A 23,739-nucleotide genomic window follows, 5' to 3' on the forward strand; every position below is an offset into this window, starting at 1 on the left:
GTCACGGCAGGCGAGCAGTTGTCCTTCCTTCCCTTTTTCGGTCATGCCCCCAGCGGAACGGGCGTGTGGGTCGTGCCTGGAGCCCCCATCCTCCCGGTCGCGAGGCGGGGGCGCTGCTGTGTGCGAGGTCTGGCAGCGTCAGGTCTGACACTGCGAGGTCGCCGCGCTGGACCAGTTTGACCAGGCGCCCCCCGCCGGCCTCACATGGACGCGGATCGTGACTTTGACCGTGTCACAGACGCGCGTCTTGGAGGCGATGGCGATCGGGCCGACCGTGGAACGCCGCTCCACGATGGTCCGGCCGCTGCCCATTTTCACCCAGTCGCCGCTGCCCGCTTGGGAGTACGCCTCGTACTCGACCCATGAGGCGTGAGAGCGGGAGTTGGTGATGAGGGCGTGGGCGGTGATGTCGCGCCAGTAGATCCCCCCGTCCTGCCAGCGTTCGGCGGAAATACAGCCCCGGGCGCCGATGTTCTGCGTCGAGACCTCGCCGCCGCAGGCGACGGCAGCGGCGTGGGCCTGGGCGGGGAAGGCGAGCGCGGTCACGGCGGCTGCCGCGAGGAGGGCTCCCGTACGTTTCATGGTCCGGGCAGTTTTCGTCATGGATGGACCGTATCCGCCCGTTCAGTCGCCCGCCCCGGTATCCGAAGGCGTTCACCCGCAGGAGCGCGGCACCTAGATCGTCATACCAGCACCACGGTCATGCCAGGGTGGAGTAATCCTCGAACGCTCTCCAATACCCACATCGGCCATGGCGGCTGAAGCCGAAAGGGCCTGGGCAGTGATCGAGGGGCCGCGGCTCCTGTAGAGACCCACGGGGGCCGCGCTCGCGCGGATCAACGGGTCGTTCGGCCACGGCCCCGGCGGCTCGTTCGATCAGTTGCTGAGGGCTTGGGGGAAGGATTCGCGGCAGTCGATGACGGCGTCGACGCCGACGAGGCTCAGGGTGCGCATCACGTTCTCGGTGGGCGCGGCCAGGCGCAGCCAGCCACCGGCCTCACTGAGGGCTCGGTGCGCGGCGAGGAAGATATTGATGCCGCTGGAGTCCATGAAGGTCACCTGCCGCATGTCGACCACGATGCGAGGGCGGGGCACGCCGGAGGCGTCCAGAGCCTGGCGGAGGGTGTCGCCGGTGTGGTGATCGATCTCTCCGGCCAAGGTCACCACGCGGATGCCGTCGGCGGTGGTGACCACGGTCGAAAGCTGGCCCGCCTGCGCAGCTTGTGCGGTATCCGTCATCTGTTCCTCTGTCATGGCGGTGATGCTGGCACACCACACCTTCGCCCGGGAATGCTGCCCGGATCGCTTCGGGTGATGCACGGATGTGGCCGAGGCAACAGAGAGCCGTGAGGCGTTGCCCACCGTTACGGGGGTACGCGTGGAGGGTTGTCCGGGGGAAGTGAAGGCGGCTGCGATGGGATCAGTGCACGTGGATGAGGACGGCGCCGCGCCGTACGAGCGGGCCCTACAGACGACGGTGGCTTTGGACGGGGACGGCACGGTCATCGCTCAGGCCCGCCATCTGGCTACCGGTTTTCTCGCCCGCGTGCAGGCCGAGCACGGCCTGCACGTTTCGCAGCGGGCTCTGGACCTCACCCAGCTGGTGGTCAGTGAGCTGGTCACCAATGCGCGTAAGTACGCGCCCGGCCCAGTCATGCTGGACCTGTGTATCACCGGTGATCTGGTGGAGGTGGTGGTGTGGGACTCCGACCCGGTGCTGCCCATCGCCCGGGCCGCGGATGCCGACCGGGTCGGCCAGCACGGCCTGGAGATCGTCATGGCTGTCGCCCAGGGCTTCGAAGCCCAGCGCGAGCCGGTCGGCAAACGCATCACCGCCCGCCTTGCCCTCAGTGACGATCCCGGCGGCGCCGTCAGCGGGCGCCCGCCCCTGTGAGAAGGCCGACGCCGCCGGGGCGGGTCGGCGGGGCCCGGTCGAGCGTCAAGGTCCGTGCTGGAGGGTGAAGGCCGAGCGCGTCGCCGCGCCGCAGCATCGACACCCGCGGTGTGACGCCGTCCGCGAGGCCGTCTTCCGCCTGATCCGCCGGACTCCTCTGCGGGCCCGGCGTTACGGTACGCAGATCTCGCACCCCTGACCCGCGCCGCTCCCCAAACCCCGACGGACCACGCCGACGAGGTCATGACGTCTTTCGGATCCGGCTCGCAGCGCATGCCCTCACCCGCCGGCGCCCTCGGGTGCCGCTATAGCTCCCCCACCGCCGCCGCCCGCTCGTCGATCGCGCTCCCCACCTGGAAACGGTGCACTGTCGTGGTCACGCTCGACGGCGAACTTCGCCTTGGTCCCGCGACCGACGCCTTCGCCGGGCCTCTGGGGGCGGCGGCCCGACTCTCGCGCGTGGGCCATGGACTGCTTCCTCGCGTTGTCCGGACCCAGGAGTGACCGCCTTTCGCCCGGCTGCTGGGTGGTTGACCGGTGAGCGGCGTTACCCGCGCCAGGCAGCGGGGCACACGTCTTCCCGCCCGGGGCCTGCCGGGACAGACGGGTTCATCACACGACCGGAAAGGCTGCTCGAATGACGACGGCTCGCGAGATCATGACGGAGGGCGCCGAGTGCATCGGTGCAGAGGAGACCGTGCTCGAGGCGGCGAAGAAGATGACCGAGCTCGGGGTGGGCGCGCTGCCGATCTGCGGCACCGATGACAAGCTCAAGGGCATGCTCACCGACCGCGACATCGTGGTGAAGGTCCTTGGCGCAGGCAAGGATCCCGCTCAGGTCAAGGCCGGCGACCTCGCCCAGGGCGAGGCGGTCACCATCGGCGCCGACGATGATGCGGAGGAGGTCCTGCGCACCATGACCTCGCACAAGGTCCGCCGCCTGCCCGTGATCGACGGCCACCGCCTGGTCGGCATCGTCGCCCAGGCCGACGTCGCCCGCGCCCTTCCCGACCCGAAGGTCGGCGACCTTCTCCAGGCGCTGTCCACCGACTGACCCGCCCCGCAAGGAGCACAAGGGCCGCACCGTCGCGGCCATGTACCCGCCGACGGTTCCTGGAGGGTGCGAGAGCCGAAGGTTCCGTTGGCATCCGCGGCCCCCTTCTTGGCAAACCTGCTCCGTTCGTACCAACCGCGATGGCGGCCGGCCGCCTGCTCGGCGACGGTGAAGTGACGCCCGGCCGCCTCGCCCGGGCTTCTTCCGTCTGGGCCAAGGGAGCCGGTCATGTCGACACGCAACACGATGCTGCGCAGCCTGCACGATGCCGGGCTGGCCGCCTGGTTCGGCGGTTCCCTCATGGGCGCGGTCGGCCTGAACGGTGCCGCCTGCGACGAGGGCGGCACCTGGGCGACCACCTCGCAGATCGCCAGCTCCGGTTGGGCGAAGTGGACCCCCGTCAACGCCGCGGCGATCGCCGCGCACCTGTTCGGCTCCGGCGGCCTGCTTGCCGCGAACGCCCCGCGGGTCGCCGCCCAGCAGGGCGTTGCCGCCTCCACCCTCGCCAAGACCGTCCTGACCGGGGCAGCCCTCGCGGCCACCGCCTACAGCCGCGTACTGGGCAAGAAGATCGAACTGGCGGCCTCCTGCGACCCGCAGGACGCCGAGAAGGCCGCCAAGCACCCCATCGACACTGACAAGGCCCCGCGGCAGCTGGCCTGCATGCAGTGGGCCGTCCCCGCACTCACTGGCGGCCTGGTCCTTCTCAACGCCTTGCATGGTGAGCAGCAGCGCCCCACCGAGCAGCTCCACGGCGTGTGGGCAAGGGCCCGCACCCTGGCGCCTCACATGCCCCTGCCCGGGCACCTCACGCACTGAAACCGTCCCGCTGGCGCACCTGCTGGGTAGAGGGTTCCTCCGGTAGGACATCCGCAGGGGTCGTGGCGGGTACGGGGGACTCAGTGATCAGGTGCGTCGGCGCCTGCCCGCGTGTCGCCCTTGGCGGCGTTGCTGTATGCCTGGGCCGTGACCCAGAATCGGATGGGAGGTGTTGCGCAGTGATCACTGAAGTTGCTGTCGAACGGGTCGAGTTCACCTGCGGTTCGTGCTGGCACCGCTGGAGCGTCGACTACGACGTACAGCGCTACCAGGACGACACCGGGCAGGAATGGGAGTACTTCTACCAGGACAACCTGGCGGTCTCTGACCCGTACACGCCCGAGGGCGCGCCGGCGTGCGAGCATTGCGGCCGACGCTGGGTCGGGCGCCTGGTGGCGCGCCGCCCCGTGCCGTTGTCCGGCGACTTCGACGCGCCCCGCAGCCGTGTCCCGGCTGAGGGCGGCCACCGCCCCGAACGGACGTCCGCGCCGATGCTGCACGCCGGCGGTCACCCGCAACCGGAACCCGGCACGCCCTCCCCGCGCTCGAGGTGATCCGGCTCCTCGCTCCCGCCGCTCCGACCGCCGCACCGCACCGGCGGAGGACCTCTGGGTGCCACGATCAACGACGTCGATGTGATCTGTGGCATTGCGGGCGAAACCAGTACCGCTCACCATGAGCCGGGCCAAGCACGTTCAAGGAAAGCAGCTCCTCATGGGCGATCATGTGCACGTGCGACTCAGCCGAGGGCTGAGCGTGTCCGATAACGGAGAACTGATCGAGCACTCCGCCTGCCGGTGCGGGGCCACCTTCACCAAGGTGTTCGACGAACACGGCGGGGAGCCGGAACGCCCGTCCCGCTCGTGACGCGCCCAGCATGCCGCAGCCGGGAGGCTCCCCTGGCGTCGGCCATCGCCGCTGAGGTGGTGTTGCGCTGTATGCATGGTCGTTAGGCGTGCGCAGGGTCGTCCGGAAGTCTCCGGGTACGTGCCTGGACAGCGACGGCAGGCTCCTGAGCTGCGCTGATACCGACACGTGGCCGAGGGCCGATGGGTAACGAGGGCAGTACAGCAATCGCTGTTGGAAGAAGCGGCTCGGCTGCATGGGCCTGGCGGTCCTGCCAGGCCCGGGACAGCCCGCCGGGCATGCCGAGTGGCGTGAGATTCGACCCCGGAGAGCGGGGGCGGGATCACTGGGTCGTGCTCGCGATGCCCAAAACGTCGTACAGGTGCTGGCCGTGAGCCCATCTCTTCAGTTCGGGGCGGCCCATGAGGATGAGGTCGTGGCGATGGGCGAATTCGATCGCAGGCACGGTGAAGCCGTTGAGCCCGATCATGATCGGGACATCGGCTCCATGATGGGGGCGGGCCGTTCCGTTGAACTTCTGCACGTGCCCCGAGCCGACCGGCGCCGCGTACTGCTTGCACTGCAAGATCACGAGCCGGTCGTCGTGGTCACGGGCGCTGACATCCACGCCGAGGTCGCCGGCGCCTCCCACCCGCCGTGTGTGGCGGAATCCGTCACGGGCCAGAAGATCGGCGCACGCCTGCTCGAAGCCTGTCGCGCTCATCGCCGCCAGCTGCTTCATCTTGAAGGTCAGCACATCCGGGTCCACCGCGTCGCCCGGCGCGGCGCTGGAGGCGTAGTCCTCGTCCTGATCGACGTAGGCGTACGTGCCGGTGCCGAACAGGAACGAGAGCAGCTTCGCGAAGAGGAAGAGCGAGGCCAGTGCGCCGAGGACGATGGAGCCGGTCCACCAGGGGTGACCGGTAATCAGCTCCCACAGATCCACGGTGATCCACCGGCTGACGTCTTCGGTGAGCCACTCCCACAGCATCTTGCCGATGGCCAGCGCAAGGACGGCGTACAACAGGAACTTCAGCAGCGGGTCGAGGGACCCGTCCTCGTCGAACACCACACCTCCCAAACGCCGTGAGGGGGACATGCCGTCGGCGGGCCACGGTCGCGGCCCGTCCCTCAGACTGGTGTAGCAGCGGGCACTGACAGAAACTGATGGATCATCACGAGATCTCGCAGCACCACGCCGCTATCCAGCCAGGCGTGTGGAACCGCCCCGGCGCCCCCGCGGAGGAAGCCTGGGCTGCTGACCTCGGCGGACGGGCTTGTCGGTCCCTGCTCAGCCGCGACTCGCAGCCCGCCGCAGCTGCGAAGATCCTTGAACGAATGGCCTCTCACCTGCGAAGAGCAGTCGCGGTCACGTCAAGCGGGACCACCGACGCTGAATGGCGGAAAGCAACAGGAGCGTGGCGGCCGGCGCTTCGTGCGCCCGGTGCCGCCCCCTGCATTCCGCTCAACGTGAGCCTTTGCACTCGCGGCTACCGCAACGAAAGGGGTGCCGTCTCCAGCCGCATCTTGATCTGCCGACGTCGGCATCCGGATCCGCTGACGGCACGAGGGGCCCCGTGCAGGTGCGGCTTGCTGACTTCGGCTGGTCAGGTGAACTGGGGCGAAGTCCGCGACGAGTCTGGCGCGGTGGCCCTAACCCTTGCTGCGTGAGATACGCGGGTGAGGGCGGGCTGGCTCCCGCGGAGCGAGCGGTGCGGGTGCAGCCGCGAGTTGTTCGGGGGACGGATCAGGTTACTGAACAACCAGATGGGACGTTGTAATCGGTGCAGCGGGGCACCAGCCGGCGGCTCGGAAACCGAGCGCGCAGAACACGGGCTCCGGCGGCGTAAGGGCTCCCCGCCTCACCCTTTCCGACCGATCGAACGGCGATGACGTGAACCGTATCCGTCAACTGACAGACGCCAGTCCGGTAACCGGCGCTGGTTTGCGCCAGCGGGCCGCGACGACTGCCATGACGTTGACCATGGCGGGCGCACTCGGGTTCGGTGTGATGACGCCGGTGGCGTCGGCCGCGAACGGACCCTGCTACGACGGACGGTGCAAGATCACTGTGTCCGCACCCAAGACCATCAAGGTCGACAGCCGCAAGTTCGGGTTCGGTAAGTTGAAGATCAAGAGCATCAGCTCCCGGTCCGTGAACATGTCGGCCGCCGACGGGCGCCTCAGCGGCAGCACCAGCCCGGGTGGCACGGTTCAGTTCAACAACCTAAAAATCTGGGTGAAGTCGGTCTCCGGCGCTAAGGCCAAGCTGCAGCTGTTCCCGACGCGGCACTGAGCCTGCCATTGAGCCCCGGCGTGTTTGTCTGGCGCCGGGGCGCAACGCTCTCAGGATGGCAGGCGTGGCTGTTCTAAAATGGCGCGGGCTGGGATCGGGCGTCACGGACCTGGTGCCGCAAAGCCTCGTCGTGGTCGGACAGGGGCGCCCGGCTGGGGTGCGGCCCCTCCCGGCGCACGATGATGCGGGTGTCGGCCGTCTCATGGCGTGCTGGTATCCCGTACTCGTCGGCGGTGGAGGACTGTCAACGGCTGTGAGACTCGGGGTGGCCGGTCTGGGATCGGCTGCCAGGGTGGTGTCGGTCGTCCCGCCGTGTGGTGACTCTTGTCAACGGTGGCCCCCAGAAGGTGCCCTCAAATGGACTTGTCCGACGTGGTGGGGGCCGACGCCGCCCTGGTCCACCTCGGTGTCCTGATCAGGAGATTGCCCGCCGTTCACGGCGTGGCCCGTCACAGTCCTGGCCCGGAGTGACTCTTACCCAGACCGACGTCGGCCGTCAGCGGCCGAACCGTTGGTCCCTGGAGTGAAAGGCACCCGACCACCGTGACGATTGTCGCGCACAGCCACCCGTACGTCATAGGCGTAGACACCCACGCCCGCAACCATGTCTTGGCCGTCCTGGCCGCGCCCACCGGCGAACTGCTCGATACGGCTGAGTTCCCTACGAGCAAGTCCGGCATGACCCGGGCGGTTGCCTGGGCCGCTCGGCGCACCGGCGGCGACCTCGCCGCACTATGGGTCATGGAATGCATCGCGACCTTCGGCGCCCAGTTCGCCCGCACTGTCGCCGAGGCCGGCTACCAGGTGATCGAAGCACCTCGGACGGGTGTTCATCGCGGCAAGGGCAAGTCGGACCCGATCGACGCACGGCGCATGGCCGAGGCCGCGCTCCCGCTTGAGGAGCACGAGTTGCGCCACCCCCGCGCTGACGACGGAGAACGCGCCGCGTTGCGTGTGCTGGTGACCGCCAGAGACCAGATGACCGATGAGCGGACCGCGAACGTCAACGCGCTGACCGCGTTGGTTCGGGTCGTCGACCTCGATATCGATGGGCGTCGGGCACTGACCGGTCGACAAATTCGCGAGGTCTCCCGCTGGCGCACCCGCGAAGAGCCCGTCGCGACCATGACCGCTCGCGGGGAAGCCGTGCGCCTGGCCAAGCGCATCGTCGCGCTCGACGAGGAACTGAGCGCCAACGCGAAGTCGATGACAGCGCTGGTGCGCGCAACACCGGCCGCAGGGCTGCTGGACAAGCCCGGGATCGGGCCCGTCACCGCAGCTGTTGTGATGACCGCCTGGTCACACCGTGGGCGAGTGCGCTCCGAAGCCGCGTTCGCCTGCCTGGCCGGCGCAAACCCGATCCCTGCATCCTCGGGGAACACCGTCCGCCACCGGCTCAACCGCGGCGGAGATAGACGTCTGAACCGGGCACTGCACATGGCCACGGTAAGCCGCATGATCCATGACCCCGACACCCGTGCATACGTCGAACGCCGACGCGCTGAAGGCCGCACCACCAAAGAGATTCGCCGAAGCCTCAAGCGCTATCTCGCACGCCAGATCTACCGTCACCTCAACTCCGCTGATCGCCCACCCGCATCGACTTGCGCGTCATAGGAGAGTCCATGAAGTTCTGGCTCTTCTGCACTTTCCGTGAAGCCGTTGATCTTGGGTAGCCCTCTCCAGTGGGGGATCGTGCTTGTGGCCTGCTGAAAGTTCTGTTCCCGTGCCTATCCGATGTGGCCATCGACGAGTTGGTCAGGAGCGGCAGTTCCGTACGCTTCGTCGCGCGATGTACGGCACCGACTGCACGGTGTCCTGGTTGCGGAACGTCTGCAGGGCGGGTCCACAGCCGGTACGTGCGAAGACCTGCCGGCACGGCGGTCGGCGGACAACCCACGGTGATCGACCTGCAGGTCCGTCGTTTCTTCTGCGACAACAGCGACTGCGGGAAGAAGACGTTCGCCGAACAGCTCGAGGGCCTCACCTTCCGCTACGGGCGGCGAACCGTGCTCCTTCAACGGGCCCTGGAGCAAGTCGCTTTGGCACTGGGAGGGCGGGCCGGTGAACGCCTCGCCGCCCGGTTGTCGATGCCGGTCAGTGGCTCCACCCTGCTGCGGCTGATCCGGCGCCTGGAGTTGCCGGCGGTCCCGCCGGTCGAGGTCCTGGGCGTCGACGAGTTCGCTTTCCGGCGAGGCCGGAAGTTCGGCACGATCCTGGTCGACATGCACTCGCGCCGTCCCGTGGACGTGCTGCCCGACCACACGGCGGACACCTTCGCCGCCTGGCTCCAGGGCCGTGACCACGTCCGCACCGTCTGCCGGGACCGCGGCGGATCGTTCGCCGAAGGCGCCCAACGCGCCCTGCCAGGCATCCCGCAAGTGGCCGACCGGTGGCACGTCCTGCACAACCTGGCCACCGCCGTCGAGAAGGCGGTCCGCCGTCATCGCCCCTGCCTCCAGCCGCCCGAACCTCAGCCCGATCCGGACCCTGACGCCGAGCGCGAGCAGCCCGCGGTCACCCGCTCCGAGGAGAACGCCCGAGCCCGGTGGCAACAGATCCACCCCCTCTACGCGAAGGGCATGAAGATCGACACGATCAGCCAGATCACCGGCTACGACCGCACCACCGTGCGCCGTTACGCGCGGGCCGCCTCGCCGGACGAACTCATCCGGCCCCGGCCTCGCCGTCGCTCCAACCTGGACATGCACAAGCCCTACCTGCTGGCTCGCTGGACGGAAGGCTGCGACAACGCACAGATCCTGCGCGACGAGATCGCTGGCCGCGGCTACACCGGCTCCCGCAAGACCGTCCGCCGCTTCCTCAACTCCCTCGGAGACAGCGCGAAGCCGTCGCCTACGCCGACGTCGCCGCTATCTGTGGCCGACGTGGTGCGCTGGATCATCGGACGGCCGGAGAACCAGAGCGAGACCGCCCGGCAGCACCTCAAGGACCTCTGTGACCGCTGTGAGTATGTCGCTGCAACGAACCGTCTCGCTCGCAGCTTCGCCACGATCCTGCGGCGCCGCGATGGCCACCGTCTCGTTGGTTGGCTCGAGGAAGTCGAACAGAGCGAACTCAAAGAACTGCACGTCTTCGCCAACGGCGTGCGCAAGGACCTCGCGGCCGTCACCGCTGGCCTGACCGTCCCCTGGAATTCCGGCGCCGTCGAAGGACACGTCAACCGGATCAAGATGCTCAAGCGCCAGCACTACGGACGCGCCGGGTTCGATCTCCTCAAGCGCCGCATTCTCCTCGCCAGTTGACCGGCTTCACGGAAAGTGCAGAAGAGCCGAAGTTCTCCCCAGTCAGAGGACGCAGGGCAGCGGCGCCTCCGGCCACCCGGCGTGGAGGTCAGGCTTCGCCGCCGATCGCCACTGCGCCTCCGGCCTCGGTGACGGTGGCGTACACCCGCAAAACAGTGTCGACTCCCGTCATGCTGACCACCCGCTGCAGCATGGGCGGCACACATGCCAGCACCAGGCCGACTCCGGCACCTTCCGCCTGCCGCCAGGCCCACAGCAGCACGTTCAGCCCGGCCGAGTCGCAGAACGTCACGGCGGAGAGGTCCAGTACCACACACCGCTGACCGCGTGTGATCTCCTCCTGGAGCCGGCCGCGGAAGAAGGGCACACTCTGATAGTCCATGTCGCCGTGCAATCGCACCGTCACCGACTTTTGCGACATGCTCACGTCAACATACGGATCTTCGGTCATGACGTTCTCCCCAACCGCCTCATCGGGAGACGTAACCGATCGTGAGGATGAGCCTACCGGCCCGGTTCCCGGCGGGCCTTGGACCCGCTTCGGGTGCTGAGGGGGCGGTGGCCGCCCCGCAGGGAGCCGGCAGGGCCTCTGACCTCGGGGGCGTCACGCGAAAGGTGGCGGCCCCTGACCGATGAAGGGTACTGATGTTCTGTCGCCGGAAACATCGAGCGGGCAGATCAGGCGCTCCTGGCCGGTGGACAGACGCAGCCGCAGCTCAGCATCTCGCATCGCGCATGCCAGCCATGCGGGAACGTGGCGCAGAACGCCACCCCACAGGCCCAGATCGGGAAGGAGCAGAACGAGGTCCACCTCCACGGCGCATTCCTGACCGCCGAGGAGGAGCCAGGCGTCGTCGCACCGCAGGTGGTCTGCCATGACCGCCATCCTGTATCTGGCGCCGGTCCGGCACGGCTGCGGTTGCTGATCCACCTTCGACTGCCAACAGCCACCGTGACATCAACAGCCCGCGGCGTGCGTCCTGCACGATCGACGGTGACGCCGGAGCCGACCATCAACAAGACCGGGGCGCTTGCCGCTTCTTAAGACTCGGCATCTGCTTCTGGTTGTGCCCGCGCTGCCCGGCAGGCTCATGTGGTCTCAGCGCAGTTTACGGCTGCGGCGGCCCGAGCGCCGCAGGTGCAGCCCCAGGTGGACCAGAGCCGCGACGAACACCACGATGCCGATGATAAGCAGGTAGAACAGTCCCTTTGCGACGGCGCCGATGATGCCCAGCACGATGGCTGCGATGACAAGGACCAGGAAGAGCGTCACGACTGGGTATCTCCTCGATGAGAGCGGTCAGCGGCGGGCGAGCTGCCGCTCACCGTCCGCGCCGGACTGGTAGGGCAGGCCATAGTGGGCGAAGAGGGCCGCCTCGTTCTCGGCGGGCAGGACGTCGTCCGTGCCGATCGCCGGGCACTTCTTCACCAAAGACCGGTCGTAGTCGACCTTGACGTAGCCCGGACCCACGGTCGCGCCGGCCAGCGGGACGAAGACCAGACGCCGGCGGGTGGGCAGCCCCACTTGGATGGTGGCCATGGCCGGCTCGTCGGTGCTGGTGTCCACATAGACGGACTCCAGTGTGCCGATCTTGTGACCGCCCGCATCCACGACGTCGTGGGTGCGCCACTCACGGATATCCGCGCATCGAATCATTCTGGGGTTCCTTTCGCCCAGCGGTGTACCCGCAAAGTGCCCCGCGAAGCCTATCGGTACCGCTCTGGACGGGCCGCGCATTCGCAGGTGCCGAGACTTTTCCCGTGAAGCCTGGGCGGGGCGGGTCCTCTGCGGGCCGTTCGCCGGCCGACGCTGCTGCCGGCGCGGCCGCCGTGGCGCTCGACCGCGCGGGTGGTTCGGTGGGGGGTTCATCCAGAACCGTTGACCGTGCCCATGAGGGCGGCGAACGTGATCGGGTCGGTGTCGAAGCCCTGATGGGCCACGCGCAGTTCCCAGGTGTCCGCGCCGTCACGGAGGAACTCGGCGACCGTGGCGGCCCGGGCGGCCGGTACGCCGGCGAAGGTGTGTACGAGCAGGTCGTGGTGGCCCTCGCCGATGCGGACCCGTGCGTGGGGAATGTCGCCGAACGTGAGCGGGCCTTCCGTCTGCTGGATGGCGACGCCGACCACCACGCGCGTGTAGCGGGTGGCGAGCCGGTCGAGTTCCAGGGTCATGATCTCGTCGAAGCCGAAGCCCTGGCCGGTCTTGCTGTGGCGGTCGAGCGTGATCGTGCCGTCCGGCGACCGGCTGCCGAGGTGCACCAGGTACTCCGGCCGCCCGGTGCCAGGCGCGGGCTCGGTGTAGGGGGCCGCGACGATGTCCAGGTCGTGCGCGACATCGCCGCGGACACTGGGGTCCCAAGCGATGGACACCTGGACCTTCTTGAGGCCCTTGTGGAGACTGCTCATGGTTTTCCCTCGTCCTTCCCTCGGGCCATGCAGGAGCTGACCGCCACGCAATCACACGGTTAAGGCCGCTGTGAACGACAGGCAGTCCAGGACCCTTTGTCGTCGCGGGTCCTTGGGACTCGTAACGGCTGAGTCAGTCCAGGCAGCAATTCGCGGGCGGCGGCAGAAGGGGCGCTGCCATGATGCGACGCGTCGTAGGGCGGGCGAGGCGGGGAAGAGGAACGTGATGGATGACTTCGACGTGGACGATGTGGTGCAGCGGGCGCTGAACCGGCTGACCCTGCTGGCCGAGGCGACCACGGCGTTGTCCAGCACGCTGGACCCGCACGAAGGGCTCAGACGCGTGTGCCGGATCGCGGTGCCGCAGCTGGCCGACTGGTGCGCGGTGGATCTCCTCGAGGACGACGGCCGGCCGCGTCGCGTCTGGGTCGTGCACCACGACCCCGACGTGATGCCCGTGGGGGGCCTGGCCGGCCTGCTGCCCGAGGTACCGGAGGTGCCGGTCGGCCCGCTCGCGCGGGTGCTGGCCGGGGCGGGTCCGCTGCTGGTCACCGCCGATGAGGCGAACCCCGCCACAAGGCCGGCGGACCCGTTGCACGCCCGGCAGCTGGAGCTGTTCCAGCAGCTGGGCACCCACACCGCGGTCGTCGCACCGCTGCGCGCCCGCCGCCAGGTGCTCGGTGCGCTCACTGTGGGCCGCGGCCCACAGCGCGCTCCGCTGACCTCAGACGACCTGGCCATGGTGGAGGACCTCGCCCACCGCGTGGCCCTGGGCGTGGACAACGCCCGCCTCTACGGTGAGACCCAGCAGATCGCTGAACGCCTGCAGCGCTCGCTGCTTCCCACCCTGCCCCAGGGCGGCCGGCTGCAGATGGCCGCCCGCTACGCCCCGGCCGCCACCACCGCCGAGGTCGGCGGCGACTGGTACGACAGCTTCCCCCTGCCCACCGGACACACCACGCTGATCATCGGGGACGTCACCGGTCACGACCTGCGCGCCGCCATCACCATGAGCCAGCTGCGCAACATGCTGCGCGGCATCTCCTGCGACCGCCAGGAACCACCGGGCGACATCCTGCGCCGCCTCGATTTGGCCCACCACACCCTCTACCCCCACACGACCGCCACCTGCATCTACGCCCTGCTCGGCGAAGCCGACGACGGAAGCTGGACCTTCGAGTACTCCAGCGCCGGACATCCGCTACCTCTGCTGATCACCCACGACGGCGACACCCGCTACCTCACCGGCGGCCACGGGCTCCTGCTCGGCGTGGAACCCACCTTGGCCCGCACCCACGCCACCGAGACTCTGCCCGCCCGCTCCACCGTGCTGCTCTACACCGACGGTCTCATCGAACGACGCGGTGAAAGCCTCGACCAGAGCATGACGCGTCTGCGCCAGCACGCAGCCGCCCTCGCCCGCGAACCCGTGGACACCTTCTGCGACGAACTCCTGACCGGTTTGGCCTCCGACTACGCCGACGACGTCGCCCTTTTGGCCGCACGCCTGCCGGGCACACCCCGGTGAGCCCGGCCCGCCGGGACAGGACAGTTCACCTTTCGGAGCGCAAGCAGCAGAGCGTGGGCACACGCCAGCCCCCGATTCCGCCTCTTTCTGCGCAGGTCACTCGGGCGGGTCCACCCGTGCTTTGAGCTGCTGCCAGCAACGGTGGACATGCTCTTCAGCCTCCCGCACGCACGCGGCGAAGGCGTCCTCAGCTAATGCGGCCGCAGCCGGCGGGGTCTCACGGGCTCTCGGTGCGCAGGGGCGGCGCGGCGGGTGAGCGGCGCGGGCACGTCGTGTCCGGCTGCTTTGGTGTATGACCGCTGCCCGGGCGAGCAGTATCGGGGCGATGACGGCTGCGGCGGTCATCGCGGCAGCCGCGTGCTGATCGGACATGCCTGTGAGCGTCCTTCGTGCGGGCACTGCTCCGCAAGGGCGAGAGCCTACAAGGTGTCCTACTGGCCCTGGTGCCCCCTGCACGGGCGTCAGCCGGACCGGGTTCCGGAAAGCAACACCGACACCAGCGCTGGCCCCGCCGGGGAGAAGGCAGAACGGCACCTGGGCGGGGAGATCCGCGAACTGCCTCGTCACGGAAGAGCGGCCCCAGCTCATCGCGCAGCAGGATCCCCAGCTCCCCTTCGGGAACACGGCCCGAGCCACCCACACCGTCTCCACCACCGGGATCTCCCCCACACCCCTTCGGCTGCACCGGCATCCGCACCCACTCCACACGACAACGTCGGCCTTCAAGACCCGGTTGTGGTCTTGAAGGCCGACGTCACGTGAGACCCGGGAATTGACCGGACCCTCCAGGTCGTCAGCCGCTCAGTTCCTTGCGGCTGTCGCCGCCGCTGATGGCGATCTTGCGCGGCTTGGCCTGCTCGGCGACCGGGATCCGCAGCCTCAGCACGCCCGCTTCGTAGGAGGCTTCGATCTTCTCGGTGTCGAGGGTCTCGCCGAGGAACAGCTGCCGGCTGAACGTCCCCGCGGGCCGCTCGGTGACCACCGTCTCAGTGTTCTCGCCGTACGTCGGCTTGCGTTCGGCCTTCACGGTCAGGACGTTGCGCTCGACGTCGAGGTCGATGGACTCCGGGTTCACACCCGGCAGGTCCAGCTCCACGACGAACGTCTCACCCTCACGCCAGGCATCCATCGGCATGCCGGCCGGGTGCGCGGCCGTGCCCCAGACCCGGTCGACGAGCCGGTCCAGCTCGCGGAAGGGATCCGTACGCATCAGCATCTTCCATCCCTCCTTCAGAGGTCGTTCCGTACTCCGTTGCCTCTAGTTCTGATATACCACACCGCGAGAAAGTTGACACTCATCGGCTCAACCTTTTGGGTCGTTCGTGACGGCGGTCTGCCGCAGCCAGGCGGCGTCCGTTTCCGGGTCGCGCGCGGACAGGGCCAGCCGGGGATAGGGAGCGTCGCGGCCGAGGGTCGACACCACGAGCACCGGCCCCTTGTGCGCGCACGGCGACGAAGTCCCGCCCGCGCGTGTGCTGCAGCTCGCCCACGCACCAGCGGCCCGGACGGAAGCGGTACCCGGGAGCCGGTCGGGGGCGCACCGCGCGCCACCAGTGCGGCTCCACGCGGACCTCGTCCACGAATCGAAGGGGCAGGCGCACGGTGCGGCGCCGCGCCGCGAGCGCCCACCACCAGGGCAGACGCACCACCAGATCGCCGTCCTCGAGGTACAGCCGCGTCAGCGTCACGATGCTCACCAGCCTTCCAGCCGTGCTCTCGCGTGCCATCGCGGGCCTGTGGCCTGCGATGGCACCCGAGGGCGAATGAACAGGTTCCGGCTGTCAGTGGGCCATGCGGGCACCGGACGCCGGACCCCTCCACGACCGGGAGGCGCGCCCGGCGTGCGAGCGGTACTCGCGCCAGGCCGCGACCAGCCAGATACTGCCCACGGCCAGCGCGTAGAGGCCCAGGACCAGGGCGATGGCCACCGCGCCGATATCTGGACGCAGCCACAGCAGCGCACCTGCCGCCACCGACACGGCGGCGGAGATGCGCCACAGCCACGCGTGCCGCAGCTCATGCCGTATCCGGGTAGCCGCCCACAGCTCCAGACAGCCCGTGATGATCGCCCAAGCACCCGCCATGACCACCAGCGCCAGGGCCGTCAGCCCCGGCCACAGTGCCGTCCCCACAGCGGCCACCACGCTCAGCACACCAGCGCCCGCGCAGGCCGCAGCACACCAGCGCTCCCGCCGGTGGCACCACGCCGTCGTCAGGAGCATCGCGCCATCGGCCAGCGCGTACGCACCGAACACCAGGGCCAGGGCCAGCACCGTCGCTTGCGGCCACATCAGCGTCACCGCGCCGAAGGCGACCGCAGCCGCGCCCCGGGCCCCCAGCAGCCAGCCAGTCTTCCTGCTCTCCGTCACCGTCAAAACCTCCTTCCGGCTGTCCGCGCCAACTGCCCCGCCCTCAGGGCAAGGTGTCGGCGCAACCGAACATTCACTGCACGTGATACGAAACTGAGTCGGGTGTTGTCAACTTCACGTAGTGCCAGTTTGTCAAGGATGCTGCGGTCGGCTATATGGATGAGCGGCAGGAATCCGGCAACCCGTAGCTGTGGGCGGGGCAAGGTTGTGAAGGGAGAAGAAGGGGATGCTTGCGCGTACCGGCGCTCTGGGTGATCTTGACCGGCTCATAGCGCGCGCCGCCGACCCGAGCGCGGCCGTCATTGCGGTGGATGCCTGGCGGAATGACGACGCGCTGTACCTGCTGTTCGATCTGCCGGGCATGGACCGCTCCAGCATCGAACTGACCACCGAACGCGGCATCCTCATCCTGAACGCCGAGCGCCCCTCGCCCATCCCGTCGGACTCCCGGGCCGTGCTCACCGAACGCCCCGCCGGCCGGTTCACCCGGTGTCTGGCGCTGTCCGACACCCTGGACACCGCAGCCGCCGAGGCGGCCTACGACAACGGAGTCCTCACCTTGCGTATCCCGCTGGCCGCCCACGCCAAGCCCAGACAGATCGCCATCTCTGGCGGCACACCCAAGCAGCTCACCGCCTGACAAGCCGTCCCGCCATGCCGAAGGAGGTTCGAACCGTGGAGGCCCTGCTGTGGCTGCTCATACCGCTGACCGCCGGCCTCGCCGCCAGCGTCTGGGCCTGGGGCACCGGACGGCGCAATCCCAGCCCGCCCGACCGCGACACCTGGGAGGACCTGGACCGCTACCAGCGGATGCGGACCGTCCTTGGGAACAACTGATCTCCGCAACCAGCAGCCCGGTCAGCGCCGGGGTGTTCGGTTTCCCGTCGAGGTCACCGAGGGAGGGTTGCCCGACGATGATGGCCCGCCTGGACGACGAAGTCCCCTCTCCATGCTGAACGGAGCGCCGTTTCAGGTGCTGTCGGCCTGGGGCTCGTGGGGATCCGGTTGTCCGGCTTTCTTGCTGGCCGCGGCCTTGGTGGTTTCGTGCGCGGCGCGGTCTTGCTCGTTCAGCCAGAAGGCGTTGCCGAGGCAGTACATGGCGATGATGCCAGCGCCGATGAACGTGCCCCAGCCCCCGGCCAGGACGAAGAGGTTGGAGTCGGTGCGCTGGGCGCTGTAGGCGATGCCCTGCGCGGTCGTGAACAGCCACGGGAACCAGGTCGTGCGGCCGAAGCCCGGGTCCGCGTACCAGCGGCCGCTTCGGCGCCACGACAGCAGCGGGACCGACACGAAGCTCACGCTGGCCACGCAGTACATGAAAGCGAAGAAATCGTTGTCGATGAAGTCGTGGCCGTTGGTGATGCCGAGGTAGGCGACCCCGGGCAAAAAGAACGCGGCCGCAAGTCCGAAACCGAGCACATCTCCGCGCCGTCGAACCGGCTCTGCCATCACGCTCCACCCCGCTGCTGCTGTTGTTGTGTCTTCCGGCACCGTACCGGGCGGGCGTCGGCAGCCGGGGCTCTCTAACCGCCAACTGGGCGACGTTTATGGCACGGTGGGGGTGTTAAGGGCATGGCGCCGGGTTACCCGCATCGTATGGCGAAGCTGCATCTTCCAGGGCGAAAAGATCACCACCGTGAGGACCAAGGAGTCGCACCGGAGGAGGCCGGGCCGGGACCGGAGGTCGAACGGCGGGCACCCAACGCCCCGACCAAGCTGCCCAAAGGGTCGTGGGGCAAGGTCCTCAAAGGCACGCTGAAAGAGTTCAAGGACGACGAGCTCGCCGACCGCGCGGCGGCCTTGACGTACTACGGGGTGCTGTCGCTGTTCCCGGCGCTGCTGGCGCTGGTCTCCCTGCTGGGCATCGCCGGGAAGTCGGCCACCAACGCGGTGCTGGACAACCTCAAGCAGTTCGCTCCCGGCTCGGCCCGCACCATCATCACCGGGGCCGTGGAGCAGTTGCAGGGCAACGCCGGCATCGGGTCGATCATGGCCATCGTCGGCCTTGCGCTGGCGATCTGGTCGGCATCCGGCTACGTGGCGGCGTTCATCCGCACCTCCAACGCCGTCTACGACATGCCCGAAGGCCGCCCGGTGTGGAAAGTCCTGCCCCTGCGGGTCGCGGTCACGGTCGTGCTGATGATCCTGGCCGTCATCAGCGCCCTGATCGTCGTCTTCACCGGCCCCCTGGCCCGCCAGGCGGGGCAGGCGATCGGGATCGGGGACACCGCTTTGACGGTGTGGTCGATCGCCAAGTGGCCGGTCCTGGTACTCCTGGTCACCGTGATGATCGCGATCCTGTACTGGGCGAGCCCGAATGCGAAGGTGAAGGGCTTCAGGTGGGTCACCCCAGGCAGCTTCCTGGCCCTGGTCATCTGGATGATTGCCTCCGCCGGCTTCGCCTTCTACGTCGCCAACTTCGCCTCCTACAACAAGACCTACGGCACCATGGCCGGCGTCATCGTCTTCCTGATCTGGCTGTGGATCTCCAACCTGGCGATCCTGCTGGGCCTGGAGTTCGACGCGGAGACCGTCCGGCAGCGGGCCATCGCAGGCGGCCATCCGCCCGAGGCCGAGCCCTACACCCAGCCCCGCGACACCCGCACATGGGACGAGGAAGACCGGCGCCGCCTGGACGAGACCTGAAACGCACCGCTGGCGACGGTCGGGCATGGGTCGGTGATCTGCGGGATATGAGCAGGCTATGAGCTTGCTGGCAAGGATTCGTGAGACAGACCGGCATCTGACCAAGCGGCTCGCCGCCGGTGCCTCGCCCGGCCTTCACCGGACGCTGTCGGCGGTGGAGGAGGCGGCGGAGGGGACCAAGCTGTGGTGCGGCGCGGCCGCGGTGATGGCCTGGGCGGGCGGCGGCCGGGGCCGCCGGGCCGCCGCTGCGGGCCTGGCCGCTGTGGCGGTGGCGCAGCTGGTGTCGAACGCCGTGTGCAAGCCGCTGGCCGACCGCCCCCGGCCGCCGAAGGAGTGGTTCCCGCACGACGAGGCCGAGGACCGTCCGGACTCCTCTTCCTTCCCCTCCGGGCACACCGCCGCCGCCATCGCCTTCACCGCCGCCGTCGCCCCCACATGGCCGATGGCCGGTGCCCTGTGCGCGGTGCCGGCCGCCATGGTGGCCATCGAACGCGTGCAAAGCGGCGCCCACTACCCCAGCGACGTCGCCGCCGGCGCCGCCATGGGCTTGGCTGCCGCCTGGTTCACCCGCCGAGCGCCCTCCCTGATCCTGCGCCACTGGCTCTAGCTGTCGCTCATTGCTGTGATGCCGGGCCACGAGACGGGCGGGCATCGCCGATGGCAGGCGCCCGGGGTCGCCGCCGCGACGCAACCAGGGCCGCAGCCAGGCGGGTAACCCCGCACCACGGTTCAACCCCTGGCTCGGATACCGCGTCGAGCTGATGTCCTGATCCGGGCCGTTAGGGGTACGCGTACTCACGCGACAGGCCACTGCAGGGCCTGCCGTCATGATCAGGACGAAAAGATCAGGAGGTGATCGTCGTGTCGACCATGCAGCCACCCTCTGGCCGCGGCAATACCCAGGGCGGCGACGAGCCGGTGAGCGAGCTGGTGCAGCGTGCCTCGCAGCAGCTGACGGAGCTGGTGCGCGGTGAGCTGAGGCTGGCGCAGGCGGAGATGAAGGAGAAGGGCAAGCGCTACGGCAAAGGCGGCGGCCTGTTCGGCGGCGCCGGGGTGGTCGGCTTCCTGATGGCACAGGCCCTGGTGGCCACCGTCATCGCCGCCCTCGCGGTGCCGCTTCCGGTGTGGGCCGCCGCTTTGATCGTTACCGCAGTGCTGGGTGTGATCGCCGCGGTGATGGCCATGAGTGGAAAGAAGCAGGTCGACCAGGCCGCGCCGCCCGCGCCCGAGCAGACCGTCGAGAGCGTGAAGGCCGACGTGGCCGAGATCAAGGAGAGTGCCAAGCGATGACCCAGCCACCCCACGACGAGCCCACCGCCTCCAGCCCCGATCAGCTGCGCGAGCAGGTCGAGCACACCCGCGAGGAGCTCGGGCAGACGGTCGAGGCGCTGGCGGCCAAGGCCGACGTCAAGGCCCGCGCCCAGGAGAAGGCAGCCGAGGTCAAGCAGCAGGCCGCCGCCAAGGCCGGCGAGCTGAAGGCCAAGGCCGCCCAGACCGCCACCCAGGTGCAGCACAAGATCCCTGAGCCGGTGAAGGACAAGGCCGCATCCGCCGCCGGGCAGGCCCGGGCCAAGGCTGCGCAAGCGGCCCAGCTGCTCCAGGAGAAGACACCCGAACCCGTGCGGCAGAAGGCAGCCCAGGGGGCGCAGGCGGTGCGGGACAACCGCTCCCTGCTGTTCGCCGCGGCCGCGGGCGCCGTCCTGATGTGGCTGGCCTGCCGCCGCAGGAAGGGGTGAGCGAATTGAAAGCCTCGAAGATCGCCTACAAGCCGGTCGGTCTCGCCCTGGGAGCCGTCAGCGGCATGCTCGCCGGCGCCCTGTTCAAGCAGGCGTGGAAGATGCTCGGCCACGACGAGGACGCCCCCGACGCCACCGACGAGGACCGCGCCTGGACAGAGGTCCTGCTCGCTGCCACCGTGCAGGGCGCGATCTTCGCCGGGGTCAAGGCTGCCGTCGACCGCGCCGGTGCCGCGGCCACACGCCGTTTGACCGGCACCTGGCCCGGCTGACCGCAGGTGACAAGCGGGGGTGCCGGTGTGACGTGGATACCGGCACCCCCGCTTACAGGTTTCCCTGCACACACGAAAAAGGTCCCCCGTGGGTCCCCATCCGCGCGATGCCCGCCTGACAGCTGCAGCCGATTCGTCCCTGTACCGGCCCGCAGCCGCATAAAGTGACTCACGTGATTGTGTTGCCGCCGCACCGCACCAAGGGCCCCGGCGTCCTGGGTGCCACGCCCGAACAGCCCGAGGGTCCCTTCGGGCGCTGGCCGCAGGATGACGAGGCCGACGACGCCCCGACGCCGGACACAGCTCTGCCCCCACCCCGTGGTGGGAGCGAGCGGTGACGCTGTGGCGGCAGGTGCTGGCCGCGCTCACCGATGACACCCTCGACGACGCGACACGCGAGAAGATCGTGGCCCGCGGCGCCGCCGAACTCGCCGCCCGCCGTGCACCCGAGGGCCAGCAGCCCACTGCCGATGACGTCATGGCGGTCGCATTCAACGAGTTTGCTCTGCTTCTCGATGGTGATCAGGCCCGCGCCGCTCTATGCCAAGTCGACCGACTGCGTGGATAGGCCGGACGGCCGAAGAGGCATTGCACCCGGTGTGATGACCACGACGACGATGCGGCCCGCGCCCGTCATCAGCGCCCAGTGCGCGGAAGTGAACGGTTCCGCGCCCCGAGCTGGAGCCGATCTTCGCCCAGCTCGCACGGCAGGGGGAGACCGATGGCCGACCGTGCCCGGCCACCCGGACGAGGAGTGGATGGCCCGCTCCCGCCGTCACCCCCGGGCACGGGCGCTGACCGCGCGGTGCGGACACGGCCTCCACCGCCACTCCCACCGCACCCATGGTCGGGCCCGGTCCGGCAGCCCCATCAGTCCACCAACCGGCCAGGAGCGGACGCAACGGCGCCCGGCAGCAACAACCCCATCAACCAGATCGCCGGTGCGGTGTTGCTGGGTACGCGATCCCGCCCCGCCCGGTCGGGGCGGCCTTCGGGCTACTGACCGGCCAGGACCAGCAAGTCCCCACCGTCCGGCGGTTCCGTGACGGTGTGTCCCAGCTGCACCAGCAGGCCCGACACCGCGGCCCGCACTATCGCGTGCATGCTGTCGCCCGAGGCTCCAGGCTGGTCGTTCGCCAGCGAGGTGAACCCATCCGAGGCCGTCCATCTCACCAGCACACCAGCCGGCACTTTTGTGACCGCCAGCCCCGGCTCACTGGCGTGCGCGTCTTCGCTCGCGAGGTGGAAGCCGGCCTGGACCAAGGCATAGCGCACCTGCTCCAGCAGGTCGGACGGTGAGGAGGACACCCAGGCCGCCTGCCCCGATCCGGCACGGCCATGCCTTTATCCGCCCGTGCGCCAGGCGCAGGGCAGGCGCACGGGCCCCGCCTGAACAGACGCGCCCCGGCGGTATGTATGGGCGTAGTCAGGAGGTGATCTCGATGCGCCGGAGCTTGGCCTTCTGGGCCTTGGGGACCTTGACGGTTAGCACGCCGTCAGTGAGGCCCCTGCATGGTGTCCATCCGCCGTTAAGCGATGGACCGATTTCCGGCGGTTATCGGGCGGCGTCGGTGATCATGTGCTGGATGCCGATGGTGGCGAGCAGGGCGAGTTTGCTGTCGGATTCGCTGCCGGGTTCGGCGGTGTACATGACGATGCGCAGGTCGCCGCGCTGGGTGGTGAGGACGTCACAGTCCAGGTCGAGATGTCCCACATCGGGGTGGGCGATGCTCTTGACGGTCGGGCCGTGTTCGGCGATCTCGTGGCGCTGCCAGAGTTCGCTGAACCGCTCGCTCTCCTCGCCCAGCCGTGTGACGAGCTGGTGCAACTGAGGGTCGTCGGGGTAGCGGCCGGCGCTGCGGCGCAGGTCGGCGACCATGGAGGCGTCGAACGCCTCGGTGCCGGCGGACTTGCGGACGTGACAGGTGGAGAACCCGACGAAGTGCAGCCACAGGACGTTGCGCTCTGCTTCCCGCAACTGGGAGGGGTCCCCCATGAGGGCGGCCCACATCGGGTTCCATATCAGGAGGGTCCACATCGCGTCGAAGACGGCGACAGGCCGGTCGCTGGTGCGGTCCACCAGCCGCCGGATGCTTCCCGGCACCAGGCGGCTGATACGGCCCGTACCGGTGGCATGACCGGCCAGGTGGAACAGGTGCTCCTGCTCGGTGTCGCCCAGCTGCAGCGCGCGGGCGAGAGCGGCGCACACCTGCGCGGACGGTGCCGAGGCCCGCCCCTGTTCCAGGCGCACGATGTAGTCCACCGACACCCCGGCGAGCACGGCCAGCTCCTCGCGCCGCAGCCCCCTGGTGCGCCGGGCGGTGTTCGCCGGCAGGCCGGCCATCTGCGGTGTCAGCCGTTCACGCCATATCCGCAGGATGGTGCCCAGCTCACCGGACGTATTCATGAGCCCATCGTTGCAGACCGGCAGGTGAACAGCCTGGTACCGGCGTTCCCAGGAAGATGCGTCCCTGGTGTCCTGTCGGCGGTGTGCAGCAGAGTCGCAGGTCATGGCATGCCCTCTGGTCGTCTTCCGGACACGACGGCGCGTGTCACCGGGCTATGCCTCGCGCCTCGCATGGCCGTGCACAGAGCTGACAGGAGAAA

At 69.0% G+C, this 23,739-nt stretch carries 30 protein-coding genes; 17 read left to right on the forward strand and 13 right to left on the reverse strand.

The window, feature by feature from the left end; translation table 11 throughout:
- Positions 1-138 precede the first annotated feature (138 nt).
- Positions 139-603 carry a hypothetical protein gene (locus AC069T_RS08370; RefSeq protein ID WP_478781973.1) on the reverse strand — a complete coding sequence of 155 codons (465 nt, stop codon included), beginning with the start codon at positions 601-603 and terminating at the stop codon, positions 139-141.
- Positions 604-876: 273 nt separating this feature from the next.
- Positions 877-1,254, reverse strand: a complete 378-nt coding sequence (locus tag AC069T_RS08375; RefSeq protein WP_478781974.1) for an STAS domain-containing protein — start codon at positions 1,252-1,254, stop codon at positions 877-879.
- Positions 1,255-1,414: 160 nt separating this feature from the next.
- Here AC069T_RS08375 and AC069T_RS08380 point away from each other — a divergent pair, with 160 nt between their 5' ends.
- The 4 genes from AC069T_RS08380 (at position 1,415) to AC069T_RS08395 (ending at position 4,321) form a co-directional block, all read left to right on the forward strand.
- A complete protein-coding gene (locus tag AC069T_RS08380; protein ID WP_478781975.1) occupies positions 1,415-1,894 on the forward strand; it encodes an ATP-binding protein in 480 nt (159 codons plus the stop codon).
- A 637-nt stretch (positions 1,895-2,531) separates the two neighbouring features.
- Positions 2,532-2,948, forward strand: a complete 417-nt coding sequence (locus tag AC069T_RS08385; protein ID WP_478781976.1) for a CBS domain-containing protein — start codon at positions 2,532-2,534, stop codon at positions 2,946-2,948.
- A gap of 228 nt (positions 2,949-3,176) precedes the next feature.
- Positions 3,177-3,767 (forward strand): hypothetical protein, encoded by a 591-nt coding sequence (locus AC069T_RS08390; protein ID WP_478781977.1) that lies wholly within the window; start codon positions 3,177-3,179, stop codon positions 3,765-3,767.
- Between the two features lie 179 nt (positions 3,768-3,946).
- Positions 3,947-4,321 carry a hypothetical protein gene (locus AC069T_RS08395; RefSeq protein WP_478781978.1) on the forward strand — a complete coding sequence of 125 codons (375 nt, stop codon included), beginning with the start codon at positions 3,947-3,949 and terminating at the stop codon, positions 4,319-4,321.
- A 635-nt stretch (positions 4,322-4,956) separates the two neighbouring features.
- Here the strand turns inward: AC069T_RS08395 and AC069T_RS08400 are convergent.
- Entirely contained in the window at positions 4,957-5,682 is a 726-nt protein-coding gene (locus AC069T_RS08400; RefSeq protein ID WP_478781979.1) for a restriction endonuclease, read from the reverse strand.
- Positions 5,683-6,507: 825 nt separating this feature from the next.
- On the opposite strand from AC069T_RS08400, the gene AC069T_RS08405 reads away from it, so the two are divergent.
- From AC069T_RS08405 to AC069T_RS08415, 3 genes are all read left to right on the forward strand, one after another.
- A complete protein-coding gene (locus AC069T_RS08405) occupies positions 6,508-6,909 on the forward strand; it encodes a hypothetical protein (protein WP_478781980.1) in 402 nt (133 codons plus the stop codon).
- Positions 6,910-7,452: 543 nt separating this feature from the next.
- Positions 7,453-8,526 carry an IS110 family RNA-guided transposase gene (locus AC069T_RS08410; RefSeq protein ID WP_478781981.1) on the forward strand — a complete coding sequence of 358 codons (1,074 nt, stop codon included), beginning with the start codon at positions 7,453-7,455 and terminating at the stop codon, positions 8,524-8,526.
- Positions 8,527-8,648: 122 nt separating this feature from the next.
- Entirely contained in the window at positions 8,649-10,175 is a 1,527-nt protein-coding gene (locus AC069T_RS08415) for an ISL3 family transposase (protein WP_478781982.1), read from the forward strand.
- Between the two features lie 88 nt (positions 10,176-10,263).
- Here the strand turns inward: AC069T_RS08415 and AC069T_RS08420 are convergent, their stop codons facing one another.
- From AC069T_RS08420 to AC069T_RS08440, 5 genes are all read right to left on the reverse strand, one after another.
- On the reverse strand, positions 10,264-10,626 hold the full coding sequence (locus AC069T_RS08420) for an STAS domain-containing protein (RefSeq protein WP_478781983.1): 363 nt from the start codon (positions 10,624-10,626) through the stop codon (positions 10,264-10,266).
- 153 nt (positions 10,627-10,779) lie between these two features.
- The gene (locus AC069T_RS08425) at positions 10,780-11,052 is read right to left on the reverse strand and encodes a hypothetical protein (protein WP_478781984.1); all 273 of its coding nucleotides are present in this window, start codon (positions 11,050-11,052) and stop codon (positions 10,780-10,782) included.
- Between the two features lie 222 nt (positions 11,053-11,274).
- Complete coding sequence (locus AC069T_RS08430; protein WP_478781985.1) at positions 11,275-11,448, reverse strand: hypothetical protein; 174 nt, start codon at positions 11,446-11,448, stop codon at positions 11,275-11,277.
- 27 nt (positions 11,449-11,475) lie between these two features.
- Positions 11,476-11,832: a PRC-barrel domain-containing protein gene (locus AC069T_RS08435; protein ID WP_478781986.1), complete on the reverse strand. Its 357-nt coding sequence runs from the start codon at positions 11,830-11,832 to the stop codon at positions 11,476-11,478.
- Positions 11,833-12,041: 209 nt separating this feature from the next.
- On the reverse strand, positions 12,042-12,581 hold the full coding sequence (locus AC069T_RS08440) for a TerD family protein (RefSeq protein WP_478781987.1): 540 nt from the start codon (positions 12,579-12,581) through the stop codon (positions 12,042-12,044).
- Between the two features lie 226 nt (positions 12,582-12,807).
- Here AC069T_RS08440 and AC069T_RS08445 point away from each other — a divergent pair, with 226 nt between their 5' ends.
- A complete protein-coding gene (locus AC069T_RS08445) occupies positions 12,808-14,109 on the forward strand; it encodes a PP2C family protein-serine/threonine phosphatase (protein WP_478781988.1) in 1,302 nt (433 codons plus the stop codon).
- A 793-nt stretch (positions 14,110-14,902) separates the two neighbouring features.
- On the opposite strand, the gene AC069T_RS08450 is transcribed toward AC069T_RS08445, so the two are convergent.
- The gene (locus AC069T_RS08450; protein WP_478781989.1) at positions 14,903-15,325 is read right to left on the reverse strand and encodes an Hsp20/alpha crystallin family protein; all 423 of its coding nucleotides are present in this window, start codon (positions 15,323-15,325) and stop codon (positions 14,903-14,905) included.
- Between the two features lie 565 nt (positions 15,326-15,890).
- Positions 15,891-16,478 (reverse strand): HdeD family acid-resistance protein, encoded by a 588-nt coding sequence (locus tag AC069T_RS08455; RefSeq protein WP_478781990.1) that lies wholly within the window; start codon positions 16,476-16,478, stop codon positions 15,891-15,893.
- 226 nt (positions 16,479-16,704) lie between these two features.
- On the opposite strand from AC069T_RS08455, the gene AC069T_RS08460 reads away from it, so the two are divergent.
- Complete coding sequence (locus tag AC069T_RS08460) at positions 16,705-17,118, forward strand: Hsp20/alpha crystallin family protein (protein ID WP_478781991.1); 414 nt, start codon at positions 16,705-16,707, stop codon at positions 17,116-17,118.
- Between the two features lie 35 nt (positions 17,119-17,153).
- Positions 17,154-17,315: a hypothetical protein gene (locus AC069T_RS08465; protein WP_478781992.1), complete on the forward strand. Its 162-nt coding sequence runs from the start codon at positions 17,154-17,156 to the stop codon at positions 17,313-17,315.
- Between the two features lie 132 nt (positions 17,316-17,447).
- Here AC069T_RS08465 and AC069T_RS08470 read toward each other — a convergent pair whose 3' ends face one another.
- Positions 17,448-17,927, reverse strand: coding sequence for a hypothetical protein (locus tag AC069T_RS08470; RefSeq protein ID WP_478781993.1), 480 nt, complete (start codon positions 17,925-17,927; stop codon positions 17,448-17,450).
- Positions 17,928-18,074: 147 nt separating this feature from the next.
- Here AC069T_RS08470 and AC069T_RS08475 point away from each other — a divergent pair, with 147 nt between their 5' ends.
- From AC069T_RS08475 to AC069T_RS08505, 7 genes are all read left to right on the forward strand, one after another.
- Positions 18,075-19,124: a YihY/virulence factor BrkB family protein gene (locus AC069T_RS08475; protein ID WP_478781994.1), complete on the forward strand. Its 1,050-nt coding sequence runs from the start codon at positions 18,075-18,077 to the stop codon at positions 19,122-19,124.
- 58 nt (positions 19,125-19,182) lie between these two features.
- Positions 19,183-19,731, forward strand: a complete 549-nt coding sequence (locus tag AC069T_RS08480) for a phosphatase PAP2 family protein (protein ID WP_478781995.1) — start codon at positions 19,183-19,185, stop codon at positions 19,729-19,731.
- Between the two features lie 263 nt (positions 19,732-19,994).
- Positions 19,995-20,414 (forward strand): phage holin family protein, encoded by a 420-nt coding sequence (locus AC069T_RS08485; protein WP_478782091.1) that lies wholly within the window; start codon positions 19,995-19,997, stop codon positions 20,412-20,414.
- A complete protein-coding gene (locus AC069T_RS08490) occupies positions 20,411-20,860 on the forward strand; it encodes a DUF3618 domain-containing protein (protein WP_478781996.1) in 450 nt (149 codons plus the stop codon). Before AC069T_RS08485 ends, AC069T_RS08490 begins: the two co-directional genes overlap by 4 nt.
- A gap of 5 nt (positions 20,861-20,865) precedes the next feature.
- Positions 20,866-21,132 (forward strand): DUF4235 domain-containing protein, encoded by a 267-nt coding sequence (locus AC069T_RS08495; RefSeq protein ID WP_478782092.1) that lies wholly within the window; start codon positions 20,866-20,868, stop codon positions 21,130-21,132.
- Between the two features lie 173 nt (positions 21,133-21,305).
- The gene (locus AC069T_RS08500; RefSeq protein WP_478781997.1) at positions 21,306-21,470 is read left to right on the forward strand and encodes a hypothetical protein; all 165 of its coding nucleotides are present in this window, start codon (positions 21,306-21,308) and stop codon (positions 21,468-21,470) included.
- On the forward strand, positions 21,467-21,700 hold the full coding sequence (locus AC069T_RS08505; protein WP_478781998.1) for a hypothetical protein: 234 nt from the start codon (positions 21,467-21,469) through the stop codon (positions 21,698-21,700). Before AC069T_RS08500 ends, AC069T_RS08505 begins: the two co-directional genes overlap by 4 nt.
- Before the next feature lie 428 nt (positions 21,701-22,128).
- On the opposite strand, the gene AC069T_RS08510 is transcribed toward AC069T_RS08505, so the two are convergent.
- Positions 22,129-22,440 carry a hypothetical protein gene (locus tag AC069T_RS08510; protein WP_478781999.1) on the reverse strand — a complete coding sequence of 104 codons (312 nt, stop codon included), beginning with the start codon at positions 22,438-22,440 and terminating at the stop codon, positions 22,129-22,131.
- Positions 22,441-22,687: 247 nt separating this feature from the next.
- Entirely contained in the window at positions 22,688-23,539 is an 852-nt protein-coding gene (locus tag AC069T_RS08515; RefSeq protein WP_478782000.1) for a helix-turn-helix transcriptional regulator, read from the reverse strand.
- Between the last annotated feature and the right edge of the window lie 200 nt (positions 23,540-23,739).

This window comes from Streptomyces sp. NPDC043867, from assembly GCF_056435845.1.

Bases quoted from the DNA above. Each gene is read 5' to 3' on its own strand.
- AC069T_RS08515 (WP_478782000.1), bottom strand. From the start codon at position 23,539: ATGAATACGTCCGGTGAGCTGGGCACCATCCTGCGGATATGGCGTGAA.
- AC069T_RS08435 (WP_478781986.1), bottom strand. From the start codon at position 11,832: ATGATTCGATGCGCGGATATCCGTGAGTGGCGCACCCACGACGTCGTG.
- AC069T_RS08425 (WP_478781984.1), bottom strand. From the start codon at position 11,052: ATGGCAGACCACCTGCGGTGCGACGACGCCTGGCTCCTCCTCGGCGGT.
- AC069T_RS08490 (WP_478781996.1), top strand. From the start codon at position 20,411: ATGACCCAGCCACCCCACGACGAGCCCACCGCCTCCAGCCCCGATCAG.
- AC069T_RS08375 (WP_478781974.1), bottom strand. From the start codon at position 1,254: ATGACAGAGGAACAGATGACGGATACCGCACAAGCTGCGCAGGCGGGC.
- AC069T_RS08450 (WP_478781989.1), bottom strand. From the start codon at position 15,325: ATGCTGATGCGTACGGATCCCTTCCGCGAGCTGGACCGGCTCGTCGAC.
- AC069T_RS08460 (WP_478781991.1), top strand. From the start codon at position 16,705: ATGCTTGCGCGTACCGGCGCTCTGGGTGATCTTGACCGGCTCATAGCG.
- AC069T_RS08475 (WP_478781994.1), top strand. From the start codon at position 18,075: ATGGCGAAGCTGCATCTTCCAGGGCGAAAAGATCACCACCGTGAGGAC.
- AC069T_RS08470 (WP_478781993.1), bottom strand. From the start codon at position 17,927: ATGGCAGAGCCGGTTCGACGGCGCGGAGATGTGCTCGGTTTCGGACTT.
- AC069T_RS08445 (WP_478781988.1), top strand. From the start codon at position 12,808: ATGGATGACTTCGACGTGGACGATGTGGTGCAGCGGGCGCTGAACCGG.
- AC069T_RS08480 (WP_478781995.1), top strand. From the start codon at position 19,183: ATGAGCTTGCTGGCAAGGATTCGTGAGACAGACCGGCATCTGACCAAG.
- AC069T_RS08385 (WP_478781976.1), top strand. From the start codon at position 2,532: ATGACGACGGCTCGCGAGATCATGACGGAGGGCGCCGAGTGCATCGGT.
- AC069T_RS08485 (WP_478782091.1), top strand. From the start codon at position 19,995: ATGCAGCCACCCTCTGGCCGCGGCAATACCCAGGGCGGCGACGAGCCG.
- AC069T_RS08370 (WP_478781973.1), bottom strand. From the start codon at position 603: ATGACGAAAACTGCCCGGACCATGAAACGTACGGGAGCCCTCCTCGCG.
- AC069T_RS08420 (WP_478781983.1), bottom strand. From the start codon at position 10,626: ATGACCGAAGATCCGTATGTTGACGTGAGCATGTCGCAAAAGTCGGTG.
- AC069T_RS08440 (WP_478781987.1), bottom strand. From the start codon at position 12,581: ATGAGCAGTCTCCACAAGGGCCTCAAGAAGGTCCAGGTGTCCATCGCT.
- AC069T_RS08390 (WP_478781977.1), top strand. From the start codon at position 3,177: ATGTCGACACGCAACACGATGCTGCGCAGCCTGCACGATGCCGGGCTG.
- AC069T_RS08380 (WP_478781975.1), top strand. From the start codon at position 1,415: ATGGGATCAGTGCACGTGGATGAGGACGGCGCCGCGCCGTACGAGCGG.